This window comes from Provencibacterium massiliense, from assembly GCF_900169495.1.
Classification (GTDB): Bacteria; Bacillota; Clostridia; order Oscillospirales; family Ruminococcaceae; genus Harryflintia; species Harryflintia acetispora.
Genome location: NZ_FWCH01000011.1, coordinates 100,684 through 116,548, shown reverse-complemented (window position 1 = coordinate 116,548; position 15,865 = coordinate 100,684). Strand labels below are relative to the sequence as shown.

Here is a 15,865-nt window from a genome sequence, read left to right as displayed (position 1 = left end):
TGCATCCTTTCAGGGAACATGCTATCCTTATCTCAACAACCAGTTGTCAAAATCTTTTACCAGAAGAATTGCAGAGGTCCTTTATGAAGTTATTTGTGAGAGACAAACCGTTTTACAAATCATTATTGATGATCGCGGTGCCCATTGCGCTGCAGAACCTGATCACCGTCATGGTCTCGATGATGGACACCATCATGATCGGCCAGCTCGGCGAGGTGCAGCTGAGCGCCACCTCGATCGCCAACCAGCTTTGGTTTCTGCTCATGTCGGTCAACTTCGGCGTGTCGGGGGGCGCCAACGTGCTGATTGCCCAGTACTGGGGCAAGCGGGACGTCGAGGTGATCCGCCGGGTGATGGCGCTCACCTACAAGGTGTGCCTGGGCAGCGCGCTGATCTTTTCGGCCATCGCCATCTTCCTGCCGCGGCAGTTCATGTCGGTCTTTACCACCGAGGAGGCGGTGATCGAATACGGGATCCAATACCTGCGCATCATCGGCTTCTCCTACCCGCTCTACGCGCTGGCCAACATCACCATCATGATGCTGCGCTCGGTGGGGACGGTGAACATTTCGATCGTGGTCTATTCGGTCTCGCTGGTGGTCAACACCTTCTTAAACTATGTGCTGATCTTCGGCAAGCTCGGCGCGCCCGCGCTGGGGGTGCAGGGCGGCGCCATCGCCACGGCGATCGCGCGGGTGTTCGAGTTCGCCATCGCCGTCGGGTTCATCCTCTTTAAGGAGGACCAAATCCAGTTCTCCCTGCGGGACCTGCTGCCCAACAACCGCATGCTCTATCAAAAATACGTCTCCCTCTCCATCCCGGTCATCGGCAACGAGCTGACCTGGGGGCTCGGCTCGGCGATGGTTTCGGTGGTCATCGGGCGGATGGGGACCAGCTTTGTGGCGGCCAACAGCATCTTCTCGGTGCTCAACCAGTTCGTCTCGGTGATGATCTTCGGCGCGGGCAACGCCGCGCTCACCTTGGTGGGGAATACCATCGGCGCGGGGGATTACGAGCTTGCCAAGGAGCGTTCGGTCACCCTCTACGTGTTGGCGGGGATCCTGGGGGTCTTCTCCTGTTTCCTGACCATCGCGCTGGGGCCTCTGATGCGCTCGTTTTACGACCATCTCTCCGCAGACACGGTGCAGATATACAACGCCCTGGTCATCGTGGGCGGGATCATGACCTTTTTCATGTCCCTCTCGAACGTCGGGATGGTCGGGATCCTGCGCGCGGGCGGGGACGCCAAATTCGTTTTCATCGCGGACGTCGCCTTCCTCTGGCTGGTGGCCATCCCGCTGGGCTTCATCACCGGTCTGGGCTTACACTGGTCCGCGCCGGTCGTCTATATCTTTCTCAAGGCCGACGAGCCACTCAAGGTGCTGGTTTCCACCATCCGGATCCTGCGTTTCCGCTGGCTCAAGGACGTCACGCTCTGACCGACATAAAAGGAGACGAACCTCATGGCAACGCCGCTTTCCTTTTCCCAGCGCGCCGGCTACACGCCGGTGCCCATTGAGCTGCAAACCGAGTCGATGGACCGGGTGCTGCGCAGCGATCTTTGGAACCTGCTGCTCGAGTATTATTTCAATTTCATTTATTATAAGCCCTACGACCATCGCTATTTATACGATAGAAACGTTGCAATTGACCGTGTCGATGGTTTTGATCTCGCGCAATCCCTTTGGAAGGATTTCTTCCATCAGGGCCTCGACCGCATTCCCCGAACGGTTTGGGCCTTTAAGCAGGCCGTACGCGACTGGTACGACAAAGCCGAGTGGTACCGGGTGTACGACCTGATCGAGTTTATTTTTGGAGAGCTCGAGGACCCGGCGGAGATCGAAGACTTTACCGGGGCGCTCAATGAGATCCTTGAGCAGAACCGCGCCGGCTACCGGATGGTCGGCGGACTGATCACCCCCATCACCGACAGCGCTTCATTGCAGGCGGTCGAGGCGGCGCTGCAGCAGACAGGGGACCGCTTCGGCGGGGCGCGCGCCCACCTGGAAGCGGCCCTGCGGCTGATGTCCGACCGGGAGCGCCCCGACTGGCGCAACTCGATCAAGGAATCCATCTCGGCGGTCGAGGCGCTCTGCGCCCTGATCGCGGGGGACAGCTGTGCGTCGCTCGGCGGGGCGCTCAAGCTGATCCAAAAGAAGGGAACCGTCCCGCTGCACCCCTCGCTCGCGAGCGGCTTCGAGAAGCTCTACGGCTACACCTCGGACGGCGACGGAATCCGCCACGCCATGATGGACGAGCCCGACCTCGCCTTTGAGGACGCTTTGTATATGCTGGCGTCCTGCTCGGCCTTTGTCAGCTATCTGATCGTCAAGGCCGACAAATCCGGTCTGTTTTGCTGATCCGAAACAGTGGACCTGATCAGCGCAATCCAAAAACAGATGACGCCCAAAACGGGTGCCGCAATTGCGGCACCCGTTTATTAATTCCCTTTGTTTTCACGTCCATAGAGCCTGGTGAGATGTGCGATGGAATCGGCCAGCTCACCGCTCATCGCCTCCCGCTCCATCCGCCAGACCCAATTCCCTCCCAGGGTGCTGGGCGTGTTCATCCTCGCCTCGCCGCCCAAGTGCAGCCAGTCCTGCATGGGGATCACGCAGGTGTCGCAGACGCTCGAGAGCGCCGCGCGGATAAATCCGGCGCAGAGGCCGCCCCCCGGCGCTACCCCCAGGTATTCCCTCGCGTAGGCCACGTCGGCGGGCGGGGCGCTATGCTCCCAGTCGACGGTGGTGGTGTTGTCGTGGGTGCCGGTGTAGCAAACGGCGTTTCGGCGGTAGCCATGCGGCAGATAGTCCCCGCTCTCCCGCGAGTCGAAGGCGAATTGCAGCACCTTCATCCCCGGAAAGCCGCTCTCCAAAAGCAGGCGACGCACCTCATCGGTCAGGTATCCGAGGTCCTCGGCAATGATCCGCACCCCAGGCAGCTGGCGTCTCAAAGCCCCGATAAAATCGAGTCCCGGCCCCGGCCGCCAGTGTCCGGGGATCGCTGTTTCCTCCCCGGCCGGGATGGAATAATAGCTCTCGAAGCCGCGGAAATGATCGATCCGCACCACGTCGTACACCCGCGAGGCGTGCCGCAGGCGGCGGATCCACCAGTGGTAGCCGGTGCCCTTGTGGTAATCCCAGTCGTAGAGCGGATTGCCCCAGAGCTGCCCGTCCTTGGAAAAGGCGTCCGGCGGGCAGCCCGCCACCTCGCGCAGCCGCCCGTCCTCCCCCACCTGGAAGAGCTCGGGGTCCGCCCACAGATCGGACGAGTCGGGCGAGACATAGATCGGGATATCCCCGATGATCTCCACCCCGTTTTGATTGGCGTAGGCTTTTAGCGCCTCCCACTGGCGGTAGAAGAGGTACTGCACCGCCTCCCAGAAGCGGACGTCCTCCCCATATTCCCGTCGCGCCTTTATCAGGGCGTCCTCCTCCCGGCGGCGCAGCCGGTCCGGCCACTCCTGGAAAGAGACCATCCCATGCGCCGCTTTGAGCGCCATGAAGAGGGCGTAGTCGTCGAGCCACCAGCCGTTTTCTTGGCGGAAGGCGCAAAAGCCCGGTTCCTCATAGCCGAGCCTTGCGACGGCGCAGCGCAGCACCGACAGCCGGTTCGCGTAGAGCGCGCCGTAATCCACCCGCTGCGGGTCGTCCCCGAAGAAGGCCCCGACGGCTTCCTCCCGCCTGAGCAGCCCCTCCCCGATCAGCAGATCGAGGTCGATCAGATAGGGATTGGCCGCGAAGGCGGAAAAGCTCTGATAGGGGCTGTCGCCGTAGCCGGTCGGCCCGATGGGCAGGATCTGCCAAAAGCGCTGCCCGGCGCGCCTTAAAAAGTCGATAAATTCATACGCCTGCCGCCCGAGCGTGCCGACCCCATAGGGGGAGGGCAGGGAGCTCAGCGCCAGCAGAATCCCGCTCGCGCGCATCAGGCTCCCTCCCGGCAGGGCGACCCCTCACGGTAGGGGCTCATCCCTTCACGGCGCCCGCCACCACGCCGCGGATGATATATTTCTGGCAGAACAGGTAAAAGACGATGATCGGCAGGATGGTCAGCACCAGCATGGCCATCATCGCGCCCATATCCTTGGAGCCGTAGCCGCCCTTGAGGTACTGCACCGCAATCGGCAGCGTCTTATACTGCCGGCCGATGACCAGGTCGGGCAGGAGGTAGTCGTTCCAGATCCACATGGCGTTCAGGATCGCCACCGTGATGGCGGTGGGCTGCAGGATCGGGAAAACGACCTTAAAAAACAGGGTGACCGGGCCGCAGCCGTCGATGGTGGCCGCCTCCTCGATCTCCAGCGGGATCGACTTGACGAAGCCGCAGTACATGAAGACCGACAGCCCCGCGCCGAAGCCGAGATAAATGATGATCAGCCCGGTGGGATTGTCGAGGCTCAGGACGTTGGCCATCTTGGACATGGTGAACATGACCATCTGGAAGGGGACGATCATCGAAAAGACGAAGAGATAGTACATCAGGCTGGTGAACTTATTCTTCACCCGGGTGATGAACCAGGCGGTCATGGCGGTGAACAGGACGATCACGGCCACCGACCCCACGGTGATATAGACCGAATAGCCGAACGCGCTGATAAACCCGGTCTTCTGCACGCCGTTAATATAGTTCTGCACCCCGGCGAAGGTCTCGGCGCTCGGCAGGGCGAAGGGCGCGTCCGCGATGAAGAAGCGGCCCTTAAAGGAGTTCATGAAGATGACCAAAATCGGCAGGAGGAAGAGCAGCGCCAGCAGCCCCAGCAAGACGCTGAGCAGGAGGCCGCCGCTTTTTTTCCTATCGTTCATCAGTTTTCAACCTCCTTGCTTCTGGTGAGATAGAGCTGGGTGAGCGCGATGGCGGCCACCATGATGAAGAAGAGCACCGCCTTGGCCTGGCCGACGCCCTCCGACCCGGCGCGGCCGTAGAAGGTGTTATAGATGTCCAGCGCCAGCATGGCCGTCTGCTTGGAGGGCGCGCCGGCGGTCAGGGCGAGGTTCTGGTCGAACAGCTTGAAGGAATTGGTCAGGGTCAAAAAGGTGCAGATGGTGACCGAGGGCATGACCAGCGGGATGGTGATCTTGCGCAGGATCTGGAAGGAGGAGGCCCCGTCGATCCCGGCGGCCTCGATCATGTCGGGCGGGATGTTGAGGATCCCCGCGATATAGATGATCATCATATACCCGATCAGCTGCCAGTTCATTAGGATGACCAGTCCCCAGAAGCCGTACTCGGGCTTTGCTGTGATGGTCACGCCGAAGCTGTAGAGCACGCCGTTGATGATCAGCTGCCAGATGTAGCCGAGCACGATCCCGCCGATCAGGTTGGGCATAAAGAAGACGGTGCGGTAGAGGTTGGTCCCCCTGATCCCCTTTGTCAGCAGCATGGCCAGCGCGAAGGACAGCACGTTGATGGTCACGATCGAGACCACGGTGAAGCGCACGGTGAACCAGAGTGCGTTTAAGAAATCCTGGTTTTGGGTAAACACCTCGATATAATTTCGGAGCCCTACCCACTTGGCGTCCACCACGGTGGTAAACTCGGTAAACGAGAGATAGATCCCCATCAAAAACGGGATGAGAAAGGCCAATGCGAAAGCGATAAGCGTCGGCAAGGCAAAAATCGCAAAATACTTTTTCAAGGTCTTCTGCATGGCAATGGTAACTCCCTTCCGCCGCTGCGCCCGGCTCTGCAATTTATCCTGTCATCGTCACCCCGCCCGCGCAGCAGGAGGGGGAATGGCCTGTCACTATTTTTGTGGTCCGGCCGGGAGCCGGGCCACAAAAATAGTGAGCGAATGATAAACGTCACTCACTATGATTGCCCGCGGCCTCCTCCCGGGACGCTTGGCGTCCCGGGGGAAGTGCGGTCAAATTTGTCTTAAGCGTTGTTGCCGGCGCTCTCGGTCTTCCAGCTCTCGACGACGATCTGCTTCACCTCGTCGAAGGTCTTGGTACCCTGCGCGTACTCGAGCAGCGCGGCGCCGAATTCGTCCTTAAAGGTCTGGTTCGGGAAGACGAGGAAGTCCCAGGTCACGGTGTTGATCCCGTCCTTGCCCATCCAGTCCAGCACTTCTCTTGCCAGCGGGTCGGCCGGCTTCTCGTCGTCGGTGAAGGTGTCGAACGGGGCGATGAAGCCCAGCTGATTGGTCACATAATCCTTGCCCTTGTCGCTGGAGTAGAGCCAGTAGAGGTAGTCCTCGGCCAGCTTTTGCTGCGCGGGATCGGCCTTCGCGTTGATGGCGAAGAAGTTCTCGGTCCCGATGCACAGCCCCTGGTTCTCTTCACCCTCCATGCCGATGTAGATGGGCATGAATTTGATGTCCTCTTCCTTGACGGTGTTGCCCTGCACGCCGCTGATCTGGCTCCAGGCCCAGTTGCCGTTCTGGACCATGGCCGCCTTGCCCAGCGCGAACTCGGCCATCGAATCGTCGACCGATTTGCTGCCCAGCAGCCCGGGGGCCACGGTGGAGTTGTTGATATACAAATCAAAAATGCTCTTGAAGTTGTCGGCGTACTCGAAGGTGATTTCCTTGGTGGCATCGCTGGTCAGGTCGACGTTGCCGTTCTTCCACTCGTAGTGCATGGGCAGGTTGGCCAGATGGGTCTGCCAGCGCCAGTCCTCGCCGGGGGTCAGGGAGGTGGAGGCGAAGACGCCCTCGATCCCAAGCTCCGCTTTGCGGGCGGTCATGTCCTCGACGACCTCTTTAAGCTTGGTGAAGTTGTTGATCTCGTCCACCGACTTGGCCTTCGCGCCGTCGAGGGCAAAATACTTCTGCATAATGGCGTTGTTGTAGATGATCCCGTAGCCCTCGACCACGTAGGGGATGCCGTACACCCCGCCGCCGCTTTGGATGGCCATGCTCTTATCGGTCAGATGCTGGTACAGCTCGGTGTCCTTGAGGTCCTTGCAGTAATCCTTCCAGACGGCGTAGCCCTTGGGGCCGTTGATCTGGAAGAGGACGGGCGCGTCCTTCTTGGCGATCTCGCTCTTGAGCGTCTGCTCATAGGTGCCGCTGGCCGCGGTGACCACGTTGAGCTTCACGCCGGTCTCGGCCTCGTAATCCTTGGCGATCGCGTCATAGACCTCGGCGATCTCGGGCTTGAAGTTGAGAAAATAGATTTCCCCGCCCTTTCCTGTGGGCGTGCTCTCCTCGGAGGCGGACGAGCCCGGCTCGCTCCCGGGCTCGGAGCCCGAAGCCCCGCCCTTGCCGCTCGTGCAGGCGGTCATGGTGGTGGCGGCAATCAGCATGGACAGCGTCAATGCCAATACCTTGTTTATCTTTTTCATAGTGGTTCCTCCTATTCATTTATCACAGGCCGGAAATTATCCGGCCGGCTCAACATGTCAAAGCGCCCGCACCGACTCCCCTTCGAGCAGCCGCACCTGGACCGGCACCGCACGCACGGGGGTATTCTTTTCGATGTGGGAGACGAGCAGCTCCACGCTGATCTGCGCGAGCTCCCCCTGCGGCTGCTGGATGGTCGCCAGCCTCGGGCAGAAATACCGACCGAGCTCGATCCCGTCGAAGCCGATCACCGAGACGTCCTGCGGCACCCGCTTGCCCGCGTCCTGCGCCGCCCGGATGGCGCCCACAGCCATGATGTCGCTCATGCAAAAGACCGCGCTTATCGCGGGGCAGCGCAGCATGAGCTCCTGCATGGCCCGATAACCACCCGCATAGCTGAAGCTGGCTATCTGGAAGTATTCTTCCCGCAGTTCCTGCCCGTGATTCAAAAAGCTTTGCCGGCAGCCCTCAAAGCGCAGCTGGCTGATCTGGGAGCGGCACAGCCGCCCGCCGATGATCCCGATTTTTTGATGTCCTTTGGCAAAAAGATAGTCCACCGCTTCCCGCCCCGCGGCCACGTCGTCGATCCCCACGCTCGAAAGATTCGGGAAGTCAAGATTCTTCCCCGGCGCGGTCACCAGCACGCTCGGCGTCTCGATCTGTCCGAAGCGCCGCTCAAAGTTTTCGGCGTTGCCGCCCAGGAAGAGCAGACCCAGCGGCTTATGCTCCCGGCAGAGCTGCCCGGCGACCAGCACCTCGTCCGCCTCCTCGCTCAGATAGTGGACCACCGCGCTGTAGCCGTTCGAGCTGATGAGGTTTTGCATCTGCTCGACGATCCCGGAGAAGAAGAGGTTGCTGATCCCCTTGACGATCAACACGATGTTGCTGCTCTGCTGCTGCTTCAATTGCCGGGCGTTGGAGTTTGGCACGAAGCCGTACCTTGCCACAACCTGGGCGATACGCTCCTTGGCCTCGGCGCTCACGTCGGGATGGTTGTTCAGCGCCCGGGACACGGTGCTCACCGCATATCCGGATTCCTTGGCAATGTCCTTGATGGTCATGCGCGGCGCTCCTTCCGGCAACGTTCTCGGAAACGTTACTGGAAACGTTTCCGGTTTCTGTTTGTAGTATAGCGTATTTTCGCATGAGATGCAAGAGTTTCTCATCGGATTTGTCGTATTTCTATCAATTTCTTTTTGTAATTTATTTATTTTGCCCTATAAATTTTTTCGTCTTCTCCTTTGGAGTCGTCCAAAAACATGAATACTGTGGTATAATAGCCCCAGAAACATGAAAGGAGCTGCCACCTATGCTGAGACTGATCGACTGGCTCACGGCGCGTTTTCGCCGCTTCACCGTCTGGGACATCGCACTCTTCAAATCCACCCTGCTCTCCTTCGGGGTGCTGGTGGGCATGCACGCAAAGGAAGGCGGGCGAAAGTTCCTGCCCCTGGTGTGGGCGGCTTTCATCCTCTCCTATCTGGCGCTCTTTTTCCGCATTGTGACCCTTGCAAGCGACAAATTAACGGACGACTAGGAGGAAAAAAGATGGACCTGATCCAAAAGGTACTGGCCGCGCACGACCTGCTGATTCTCGACGGGGCGATGGCCACCGAACTCGAACGCCGTGGGGCCGACATCAAGGATGCGCTCTGGTCGGCCAAGGTGCTCATCGAGAACCCCGCCGCCATCGAGGGGGTGCACTACGACTACTTCGTCGCCGGCGCCGACTGTGCCATGACCGCGAGCTATCAGGCGACAATCGAGGGCTTCATAAAACGCGGCTGCTCCCCCGAACAGGCCCGGCAGCTGATCCGCAATTCGGTGACGCTGGCTCAAAAGGCCCGCGAGCGGTTTCTGGCGGACCATTCCCTGTCCCCGTCGCGCCCGCAGCCGCTGATCGTGGCGGCCATCGGCCCCTACGGGGCCTACCTCGCGGACGGCAGCGAATACCGCGGCAACTACCAAATGAGCGAAGCTCAGCTCGTTGACTTCCACCGCGAGCGGACCGCACTGCTGCTCGACGCAGGCGCAGACATCCTCGCCTTTGAGACCATCCCCTCGCTGCTCGAGGCGAAAGCGATCGTACACCTGATGGAGGAGTTTCCGAATGCCTGCTACTGGATCAGCTTCAGCTGCAACAGCGGCGACACCATCTGCGAGGGGACCCCGATCGGCGAGTGCGCCAAGTTCCTCGACGGCTGCGGGCAGCTCGGCGCCATCGGGATCAATTGCACCCCGCCCGATTTTGTGCCCTCCCTGATTTCCAAGGTGCGCGCCGAGAGCGGCAAGCCGATTGCAGTTTACCCAAATTCGGGCGAGGAATACGACCCCGTCACCAAAACCTGGCGCGGCTGCGCCAGCGCAGAGGATTTCGCCGCGCGCGCCAAAGAGTGGCGCGCGTGCGGGGCGCGCATCATCGGCGGCTGCTGCCGAACCACCCCCGAGGACATCGCGGCGGTGGCCCGTTGGGCCAGGGGCGAGGGGAATTAACTAAATATTTACAATTATACCCTGTATATCCCTTGCCGTTCTCTCCGGGCCCTGTTATAATGAGACGGTAACTGTAACACAACGACTGTGGGGGAAATTGCTTCTATGAAAAAATTGATTGTATCCGCCATGATGATTGCGGCGATTCTTGCATCTTCGATCCCTGTCGCCGCGCATCATCATGAGGCCGCGGCAATGGCATGCGGCGGTACGGGCGCCTGCATGGTGAACGGGGTCTGCGACGGGAGCTGTCTGGGCAGCGGCGACTGTCTGGGCTATGAAGGCTGCAACAGCGCCTGCAACGGCTCGAAAACCTGTGTAAACAACGGGGTCTGCGCCGGACATGCGCAGGGCTTTGCCCAAGGCAGGGGACATCACGGGGGCGGTCATCACGGCGGCTACTGCCGGTAAAAAGCAACGTGGAGGACGGATATTCCGTCCTCCATTTTTTTGCAATCAAAACCACCGGCATGTCCGGTGGTTTTAATCATGTGCTGCCTTTTATTTTGCCGCCAAATTCCTGACATGAACGCGACCCGTCTGTAAAGAATAAAGACGGGGCTTTTCCGAGGGCACCCATATTAAAGTATTGAAAGCAAAGCTTTCAATACTTTGGGAGGGGCGCAACGCCAATCCCCACCCTGAAGAAAGCAGGTGCGCTCTTTCCGAGGGCACCCATATTGAAGTATTGAAAGCAAAGCTTTCAATACTTTGAGAGGGGCGCAACGCCAATCCCCGCCCTGAAGAAAGCAGGTGCGCCCCTTTGTCGCATTTTACGGCAGAATGGAATTTGTGCATACGCAAATTCCCGAGAAAGGAACGGTTGCAATTATGACGCGGGATTATCAATTTGCCGACCTCAGCCGGGAGACGAAGGAAGAGCTGGACCTGCTCGAGATGCAGCTGAGCCGGGACTGTAACCGGCCGATCGTCCTCGTCGCCTACGAGCAACGAAAAGAGGGGGAACAGTCGCAATGAACGAAATTTACAGCGGGCTGGGAGATTATTTTTCCTTCGGATTTGCCGACGTGTCCCAAGCCGGATATTTCGACGGGCTGCCGAAGGAAATCCGCCAGGCGGTGCTGCAAAACCAGAGCCGCTTCCACTCCTTCGAGGAGATGAAGGCTTATGCAGAAAAGCAAAAGCACAAACACAAGGGAAAGAAAAAATAGGACTCCTTCATAAACTTGCAGCCGCCATCGTGACGGCTGCTTTTTTCTACCCAAGATGTTATAATAAGGAAAGAAGCAAACAAGGCGGGTGTATGATGAAAAAGAACGGCTATATTTTAAAATGGATATTGGCGGCCGCCGCCCTGGGCGCAATTCTTGCCGTTGCGGCGCCTGCCCTGCTTGGTATTGTTCTGCTGTTGGGGGCGCTCGCGGTTTTCTATGGCCTGGCGGTGTGGGCAGCAAGGATTTCCGGCACGGCGCAGATAATCAAAAAGCTGACGGTCAAAGAAAAGGTCATTTCTTTGATTCTGCTTATCGCCGTACTGTTCTTCGTCTATTTCCAGGTCCGCCAGGAGCACTTTATTTATTACTGGGACTATGCGGGCTATTGGCAGAAATCCCTGCTCCAAATGAAGCGGTTCCTGCTCTATCCCGTTCAAAGCTTCTTGTATTTAATTGTTTCCGCCAATCTGGAGGAATACAACCTGTTCCCCGCAACCATAATGGCCCTGCCGCTTCGGCTGTCTGGCAGCAGCTTCACCAGTTATGTGATGTTGATCTTTTCCATGTTCATCCTTCCCACCTGCGTTCTGATGGCAGCCCTGGTGCGAAAGGCGGCCTTACGGTTAAACATAAGGGCACTGCCCTTCCCGGCCATATTGGGGATCTGTCTGCTCTTCCCTATTTTGTATCTGCCCGCCTTGTACGGTTATATTGACTCCATCTGCCTGCTGAGCGCAGTCAGCTGCCTTTCTCTGCAAATTGGCTGGGATTATCGCGCCCTTGATAAAAAACGCTGTATCGCAACCGCTCTGCTGTTGCTTGAGACAGTCCTCTTACGCAGGTACTTTGCCTATTGGGCGTTGGGGTTTCTGTTTGCCTGGCTGCTCATATTCTGTTTTCAGCTTTTAAAGGAGCAAGACAAAAGGGCGTTTGCCGGCGGATTTGTCAAAAATGCCGCTCTGGCAGGAACGGCCTGCGCCTCTGTTCTGCTGATCTGCTTTCCAGTCTTCGTCTATCGGTCTGTCTTTGTCTCCTACGGGGAGGCTTATTCAGCCTATGCCGCCGCCAGCTTCGGAGCCTCGATGAAAGAATACTTCTCCTTTATCGGGGCCAGCGGCCTGCTCTGCGCCGTCGTGCTTCCCATCGGCTTGCTTTTGGTTTATCCCAAGGCGAGAGAGTCCCTGATTGTCCCACTGGTGCATATTGCGGTATCCTTCCTCCTGTTTGGTTTCGTCCAGCAGATGGGCGTCCACCATTATTATATATTGGCCCTGCAGATGATGTTTTTATGCGGACTGTCCCTCTCTCTGCTGACCCATACCGGTTCATCCCACAAAATTGTTTCCTTAGCCGGCATAGGTTTGGCCACTCTGCTTGCGGTCAATTTTGCAGCATGCTTTTTCCCACTGCCTCAAACGCCTTTATTTACTCAGGAGCGCTACCATCCAAGGGTGCGAGGCGATATATCAGTTATCCGGCAGATGGTCGACGAGCTGCAGCAATTGTCCCAAGACGGCAGGTCCATCTATGTACTGGCCAGCTCCGAAATCCTCAACGACGATATCATCCGGCAAGCCTCCCTGCCCGATCAGATGAATTATCCATACACCTTGGAAAAAAGCAATCACGTCGATCTCAGAGACGGCTTTCCAACGCAATTTTTCACATCCTCCATCGTGCTTGTCGCAAGCCCCGCCCAGCACCATCTGCGTCCCCAGGACCAACAGGTAATCGGGGTTTTGGCAGAGGAGATGTCCCGGGAATCTTCCCCCGTCCGAAAAAGGTTCGTGTTTTATAAGTCCTATCCGCTCGATGGCGGCGTGAAAGCCGATCTCTATCTAAAACAGTCGGAGTTTGATCAAGACGATATTCTATATCTAAAACAGATCTTTCAGGACAGATACCCAAATCATCCTGAGCTATTTTCCGAGCGCCTCGATCAATTCTTAGCAGGTGTCGCACCGCCCACCGCCGATATTCATACCAAATTGCAGCGCCTGGCCGACAATCCAAAATACCGCCTGCTTCGCCCGGCCATAGAATGGATGTCCGTCATTTTTAAAGATCATTTGTATTAGCGGCCCTAAAGCAACAGGACGGGTTTCCCCGTCCTGTTGCTTTCTGTTTTTAACTGCCCTTTTTGGCCTTTCCCCCAATCCATTTCGCCAGCACGATCAGCTCGTGGAACACCAGCGGCAGCAGCGAAAGCAGCACCAGGTCCACCCATTCCGTAAGGCTCAGCTGCGCGGTGCCGAAGAGGGAGCTCAGAAGCGGCACCTCGGTCACGGCGATCTGCAAAACGAAACCCACCGCAAAGGCCAGCAGCATGGTCTTGTTTTCCAGATGGTTCATCCGAAAGACCGAACGGGAGGTGTTTCGCATCCCAACCGCATGGAAGAGCTGCGAGGTGCCCAGAGTCACAAAGGCATAAGTTTGAGCATGCAGCAGGATGTCCGGCTGCAGCAGCATGTCGCGGATCCCGGCAAAGGAGACCGGCATTCCGGCTCCCATCAGGTGCCGGATGGGGGAATAGAGGAAGGCACCTAGGGTCATGGCAGCGATCACCACCCCATAAAACAGGGTCAGCGCCAGCCCACCGTGGGCAAACAAGCTCTCCTTGGGGTCGCGGGGCGGGTCCTTCATGATGTCCTTATCCTTGCTGTCCACGCCGAGGGCGAGCCCCGGCAGGCTGTCGGTGATCAGGTTGACCCAAAGGATGTGGATCGCCCGCAGGGGGGCGGCCAGTCCCGCCGCGATGGCGCAGAACATGGCGATCACCTCGCCGAAGTTGGAGGAGAGCAGGAAGAGCACCGACTTTTTGATGTTCTGATAGATCCCCCGCCCTTCCTCCACCGCCCGCTCGATGGTGGCGAAGTTGTCGTCGGTGAGCACCATGTCGGCGGCGCCCTTCGCCACATCGGTGCCGGTGATCCCCATCGCCACACCGATGTCGGCGGCTTTTAAGGAGGGCGCGTCGTTGACCCCGTCCCCGGTCATTGAGACGATCTGCCCTTGAGACTGAAAGGCCTTGACGATACGCACCTTGTGCTCGGGCGAGACCCGCGCAAAGAGGCGCAGCCCGCCAATACGCCGGTTCAGCTCCTCCTGGGGCAGTTCGTCGAGCTCGTCACCGCTCATGCATTGCTCTTCGCGCTCGGCGATCCCGAGGTCCTTGGCGATGGCCAGCGCGGTGTCCCGGTGGTCCCCGGTGATCATGACGGTGGTGATCCCCGCCTCCCTGAACACCTGCACCGCGTCCCGCGCCTCGGGCCGCGCCGGGTCGATCATCCCGCACAGCCCCAGGAAGGTGAGGTTTTCCTCGCTGGCGCTCTCGTCCCCCTCCCGCTCGGCCAGGGCGAGCACGCGCAGCGCCTGCCGGGCCATCTGCGCGGCCGCGCCGGCGATTCGCCCGCGGTCCTGCTCCGTGATCGGACGGGTTTCCCCCCGCTCGCTGATCCGGTCACAGCGCGCGAGCAGCAGGTCCATCCCGCCCTTGGTATAGGCGCGCACCGAGCCCCCCGGGGTGCGGTGGACGGTGGTCATCATCTTGCGCTCGGAGTCGAAGGCGCGCTCGTTGATCCTCGGCAGCTCCCGCTGCAGCCCCTCGCGGGTGAGGGAGTAGCGCGCGCCCATGTCCAGCAGCGCCAGCTCGGTCGGGTCGCCCAAGCGGTTTTGACCCTCCAGCGAGGCGTCGTTGCAGAGGATGAACCCTTCGAGGAAGCGGCGGTCCCGCTTATCGTCGAGCTCCGTGGCGGCGCGCAGCTCCCCGTCGAGGTAGCAGCTTTTGACGGTCATCCGGTTCTGGGTGAGGGTGCCGGTCTTATCCGAGCAGACCACGCTGACCGCGCCCAGCGTCTCGACCGAGGGGAGCCGGCGCACAATGGTGTTGACCTTGACCATGCGCTGGACCCCCAGCGCCAATACGATGGTGACCACCGCGGGCAGCCCCTCGGGGATGGCGGCGACCGCCAGCGAGATGGCGGTGAGCAGCATCTCCGGGATGTCCCGGCGCTGGATCAGAGCGATCCCAAACATCAGCACACAGATGACCACCGCCAGGATCCCCAGCAGCCGTCCGAGGTCGGCCAGGCGGCGCTGCAGCGGGGTCATCTCGTCCTTCTGCCCCTCGAGCAGCGAGGCGATCCGCCCCATTTCGGTGTTCATCCCGGTGGCGACGACCACCCCTTCGCCCCGCCCGTAGGTGACGCTGGTGGAGGAATAGGCCATGTTGGCCCGGTCCCCCAGCGCCGTCTTGCCAGCGGCGACAAAGGAGGCGTCCTTCTCGGCCGGAACGCTCTCGCCGGTGAGGGCGGACTCCTCGACCTTTAGGCTCATGCTTTCCAGCAGCCGCAGGTCGGCCGGCACCACCCGTCCGGCCTCGAGCAGCACCACGTCGCCCACCGCCAGCCCGGCGGCAGGCACCTCGCAGAGCTTCCCGTCCCGGCGCACCAGAGCCTGCGGGCTCGACATCTTTTTAAGCGCCTCGAGCGCCTGCTGCGCCTTGGACTCCTGGGTCATGCCGATCACGGCGTTGAGCAGCACCACCATCAGAATGATCAGTGCGTCGCTCCATTCGCGCAGGAAGATCGAGATGGCCGCGGCGGCAAAGAGGATGTAGATCATCGGGTCGCGCAGCTGGGAGAGGAACATCTGCACCCGGCTCTTCTGTTTTTTCTCCCGCAGCTCGTTGGGGCCGTTTTCCTGAAGGCGCCTTTGCGCCTCCTGCTCGGAAAGTCCCTGACGCGGGTCGACGGACAGCTCCTGGCAGACCGATTGGGCCGATTTGGATTCGTACAAGTTCAGCAGCTCCTTTTTGATGTGGGTCGTCCTTAGTATGCCCCGCTCCATGCGGGATACCGTGGGCGGCGGGAAAAGAAAAGAGACCTCCCGCCCGTCCATAAGACGTGCGAAAAGT

The 15,865-nt window shown here is 59.4% G+C and carries 14 protein-coding genes; 8 read left to right on the top strand and 6 right to left on the bottom strand.

What is annotated here, in order from left to right; genetic code table 11:
* Positions 1 to 95 precede the first annotated feature (95 nt).
* Positions 96 to 1,439: an MATE family efflux transporter gene (locus B5477_RS04235; RefSeq protein WP_242942118.1), complete on the top strand. Its 1,344-nt coding sequence runs from the start codon at positions 96 to 98 to the stop codon at positions 1,437 to 1,439.
* A 24-nt stretch (positions 1,440 to 1,463) separates the two neighbouring features.
* Positions 1,464 to 2,360, top strand: a complete 897-nt coding sequence (locus B5477_RS04230; RefSeq protein WP_079698569.1) for an AbiJ-NTD4 domain-containing protein — start codon at positions 1,464 to 1,466, stop codon at positions 2,358 to 2,360.
* Between the two features lie 80 nt (positions 2,361 to 2,440).
* Here the strand turns inward: B5477_RS04230 and malQ are convergent, their stop codons facing one another.
* The 5 genes from malQ to B5477_RS04205 all read right to left on the bottom strand — a co-directional run bounded on the left by malQ (position 2,441) and on the right by B5477_RS04205 (position 8,343).
* Positions 2,441 to 3,925 (bottom strand): 4-alpha-glucanotransferase, encoded by a 1,485-nt coding sequence (malQ, locus tag B5477_RS04225; protein ID WP_079698568.1) that lies wholly within the window; start codon positions 3,923 to 3,925, stop codon positions 2,441 to 2,443.
* 40 nt (positions 3,926 to 3,965) lie between these two features.
* Positions 3,966 to 4,802, bottom strand: a complete 837-nt coding sequence (locus tag B5477_RS04220; protein WP_079698567.1) for a carbohydrate ABC transporter permease — start codon at positions 4,800 to 4,802, stop codon at positions 3,966 to 3,968.
* Positions 4,802 to 5,647: a carbohydrate ABC transporter permease gene (locus tag B5477_RS04215; RefSeq protein WP_079698566.1), complete on the bottom strand. Its 846-nt coding sequence runs from the start codon at positions 5,645 to 5,647 to the stop codon at positions 4,802 to 4,804. The genes B5477_RS04220 and B5477_RS04215 overlap by 1 nt, the downstream gene beginning before the upstream one ends.
* Positions 5,648 to 5,874: 227 nt before the next feature.
* Positions 5,875 to 7,284 carry an ABC transporter substrate-binding protein gene (locus tag B5477_RS04210; RefSeq protein WP_079698565.1) on the bottom strand — a complete coding sequence of 470 codons (1,410 nt, stop codon included), beginning with the start codon at positions 7,282 to 7,284 and terminating at the stop codon, positions 5,875 to 5,877.
* A gap of 57 nt (positions 7,285 to 7,341) precedes the next feature.
* Positions 7,342 to 8,343: a LacI family DNA-binding transcriptional regulator gene (locus tag B5477_RS04205; protein WP_079698564.1), complete on the bottom strand. Its 1,002-nt coding sequence runs from the start codon at positions 8,341 to 8,343 to the stop codon at positions 7,342 to 7,344.
* Positions 8,344 to 8,591: 248 nt separating this feature from the next.
* On the opposite strand from B5477_RS04205, the gene B5477_RS04200 reads away from it, so the two are divergent.
* The 6 genes from B5477_RS04200 (at position 8,592) to B5477_RS04180 (ending at position 13,028) form a co-directional block, all read left to right on the top strand.
* Positions 8,592 to 8,819 carry a hypothetical protein gene (locus tag B5477_RS04200; protein WP_079698563.1) on the top strand — a complete coding sequence of 76 codons (228 nt, stop codon included), beginning with the start codon at positions 8,592 to 8,594 and terminating at the stop codon, positions 8,817 to 8,819.
* A gap of 11 nt (positions 8,820 to 8,830) precedes the next feature.
* A complete protein-coding gene (gene mmuM, locus B5477_RS04195; protein ID WP_079698562.1) occupies positions 8,831 to 9,775 on the top strand; it encodes a homocysteine S-methyltransferase in 945 nt (314 codons plus the stop codon).
* Positions 9,776 to 9,880: 105 nt separating this feature from the next.
* Positions 9,881 to 10,186 (top strand): hypothetical protein, encoded by a 306-nt coding sequence (locus B5477_RS04190; protein WP_079698561.1) that lies wholly within the window; start codon positions 9,881 to 9,883, stop codon positions 10,184 to 10,186.
* 420 nt (positions 10,187 to 10,606) lie between these two features.
* On the top strand, positions 10,607 to 10,753 hold the full coding sequence (locus B5477_RS15010) for a hypothetical protein (protein ID WP_159448921.1): 147 nt from the start codon (positions 10,607 to 10,609) through the stop codon (positions 10,751 to 10,753).
* Positions 10,750 to 10,947, top strand: a complete 198-nt coding sequence (locus tag B5477_RS04185) for a hypothetical protein (RefSeq protein WP_079698560.1) — start codon at positions 10,750 to 10,752, stop codon at positions 10,945 to 10,947. Before B5477_RS15010 ends, B5477_RS04185 begins: the two co-directional genes overlap by 4 nt.
* Before the next feature lie 95 nt (positions 10,948 to 11,042).
* Positions 11,043 to 13,028 carry a hypothetical protein gene (locus B5477_RS04180; protein ID WP_143533537.1) on the top strand — a complete coding sequence of 662 codons (1,986 nt, stop codon included), beginning with the start codon at positions 11,043 to 11,045 and terminating at the stop codon, positions 13,026 to 13,028.
* 49 nt (positions 13,029 to 13,077) lie between these two features.
* Here the strand turns inward: B5477_RS04180 and B5477_RS04175 are convergent, their stop codons facing one another.
* Complete coding sequence (locus B5477_RS04175; RefSeq protein WP_079698699.1) at positions 13,078 to 15,747, bottom strand: cation-translocating P-type ATPase; 2,670 nt, start codon at positions 15,745 to 15,747, stop codon at positions 13,078 to 13,080.
* Positions 15,748 to 15,865: the final 118 nt, after the last annotated feature.

What these genes read in the sequence shown, in the direction of transcription:
- B5477_RS04230 (WP_079698569.1), top strand. Translation starts at nt 1,464, where the DNA reads ATGGCAACGCCGCTTTCCTTTTCCCAGCGCGCCGGCTACACGCCGGTG.
- malQ (WP_079698568.1), bottom strand. Translation starts at nt 3,925, where the DNA reads ATGCGCGCGAGCGGGATTCTGCTGGCGCTGAGCTCCCTGCCCTCCCCC.
- B5477_RS04220 (WP_079698567.1), bottom strand. Translation starts at nt 4,802, where the DNA reads ATGAACGATAGGAAAAAAAGCGGCGGCCTCCTGCTCAGCGTCTTGCTG.
- B5477_RS04215 (WP_079698566.1), bottom strand. Translation starts at nt 5,647, where the DNA reads ATGCAGAAGACCTTGAAAAAGTATTTTGCGATTTTTGCCTTGCCGACG.
- B5477_RS04210 (WP_079698565.1), bottom strand. Translation starts at nt 7,284, where the DNA reads ATGAAAAAGATAAACAAGGTATTGGCATTGACGCTGTCCATGCTGATT.
- B5477_RS04205 (WP_079698564.1), bottom strand. Translation starts at nt 8,343, where the DNA reads ATGACCATCAAGGACATTGCCAAGGAATCCGGATATGCGGTGAGCACC.
- B5477_RS04200 (WP_079698563.1), top strand. Translation starts at nt 8,592, where the DNA reads ATGCTGAGACTGATCGACTGGCTCACGGCGCGTTTTCGCCGCTTCACC.
- mmuM (WP_079698562.1), top strand. Translation starts at nt 8,831, where the DNA reads ATGGACCTGATCCAAAAGGTACTGGCCGCGCACGACCTGCTGATTCTC.
- B5477_RS04190 (WP_079698561.1), top strand. Translation starts at nt 9,881, where the DNA reads ATGAAAAAATTGATTGTATCCGCCATGATGATTGCGGCGATTCTTGCA.
- B5477_RS15010 (WP_159448921.1), top strand. Translation starts at nt 10,607, where the DNA reads ATGACGCGGGATTATCAATTTGCCGACCTCAGCCGGGAGACGAAGGAA.
- B5477_RS04185 (WP_079698560.1), top strand. Translation starts at nt 10,750, where the DNA reads ATGAACGAAATTTACAGCGGGCTGGGAGATTATTTTTCCTTCGGATTT.
- B5477_RS04180 (WP_143533537.1), top strand. Translation starts at nt 11,043, where the DNA reads ATGAAAAAGAACGGCTATATTTTAAAATGGATATTGGCGGCCGCCGCC.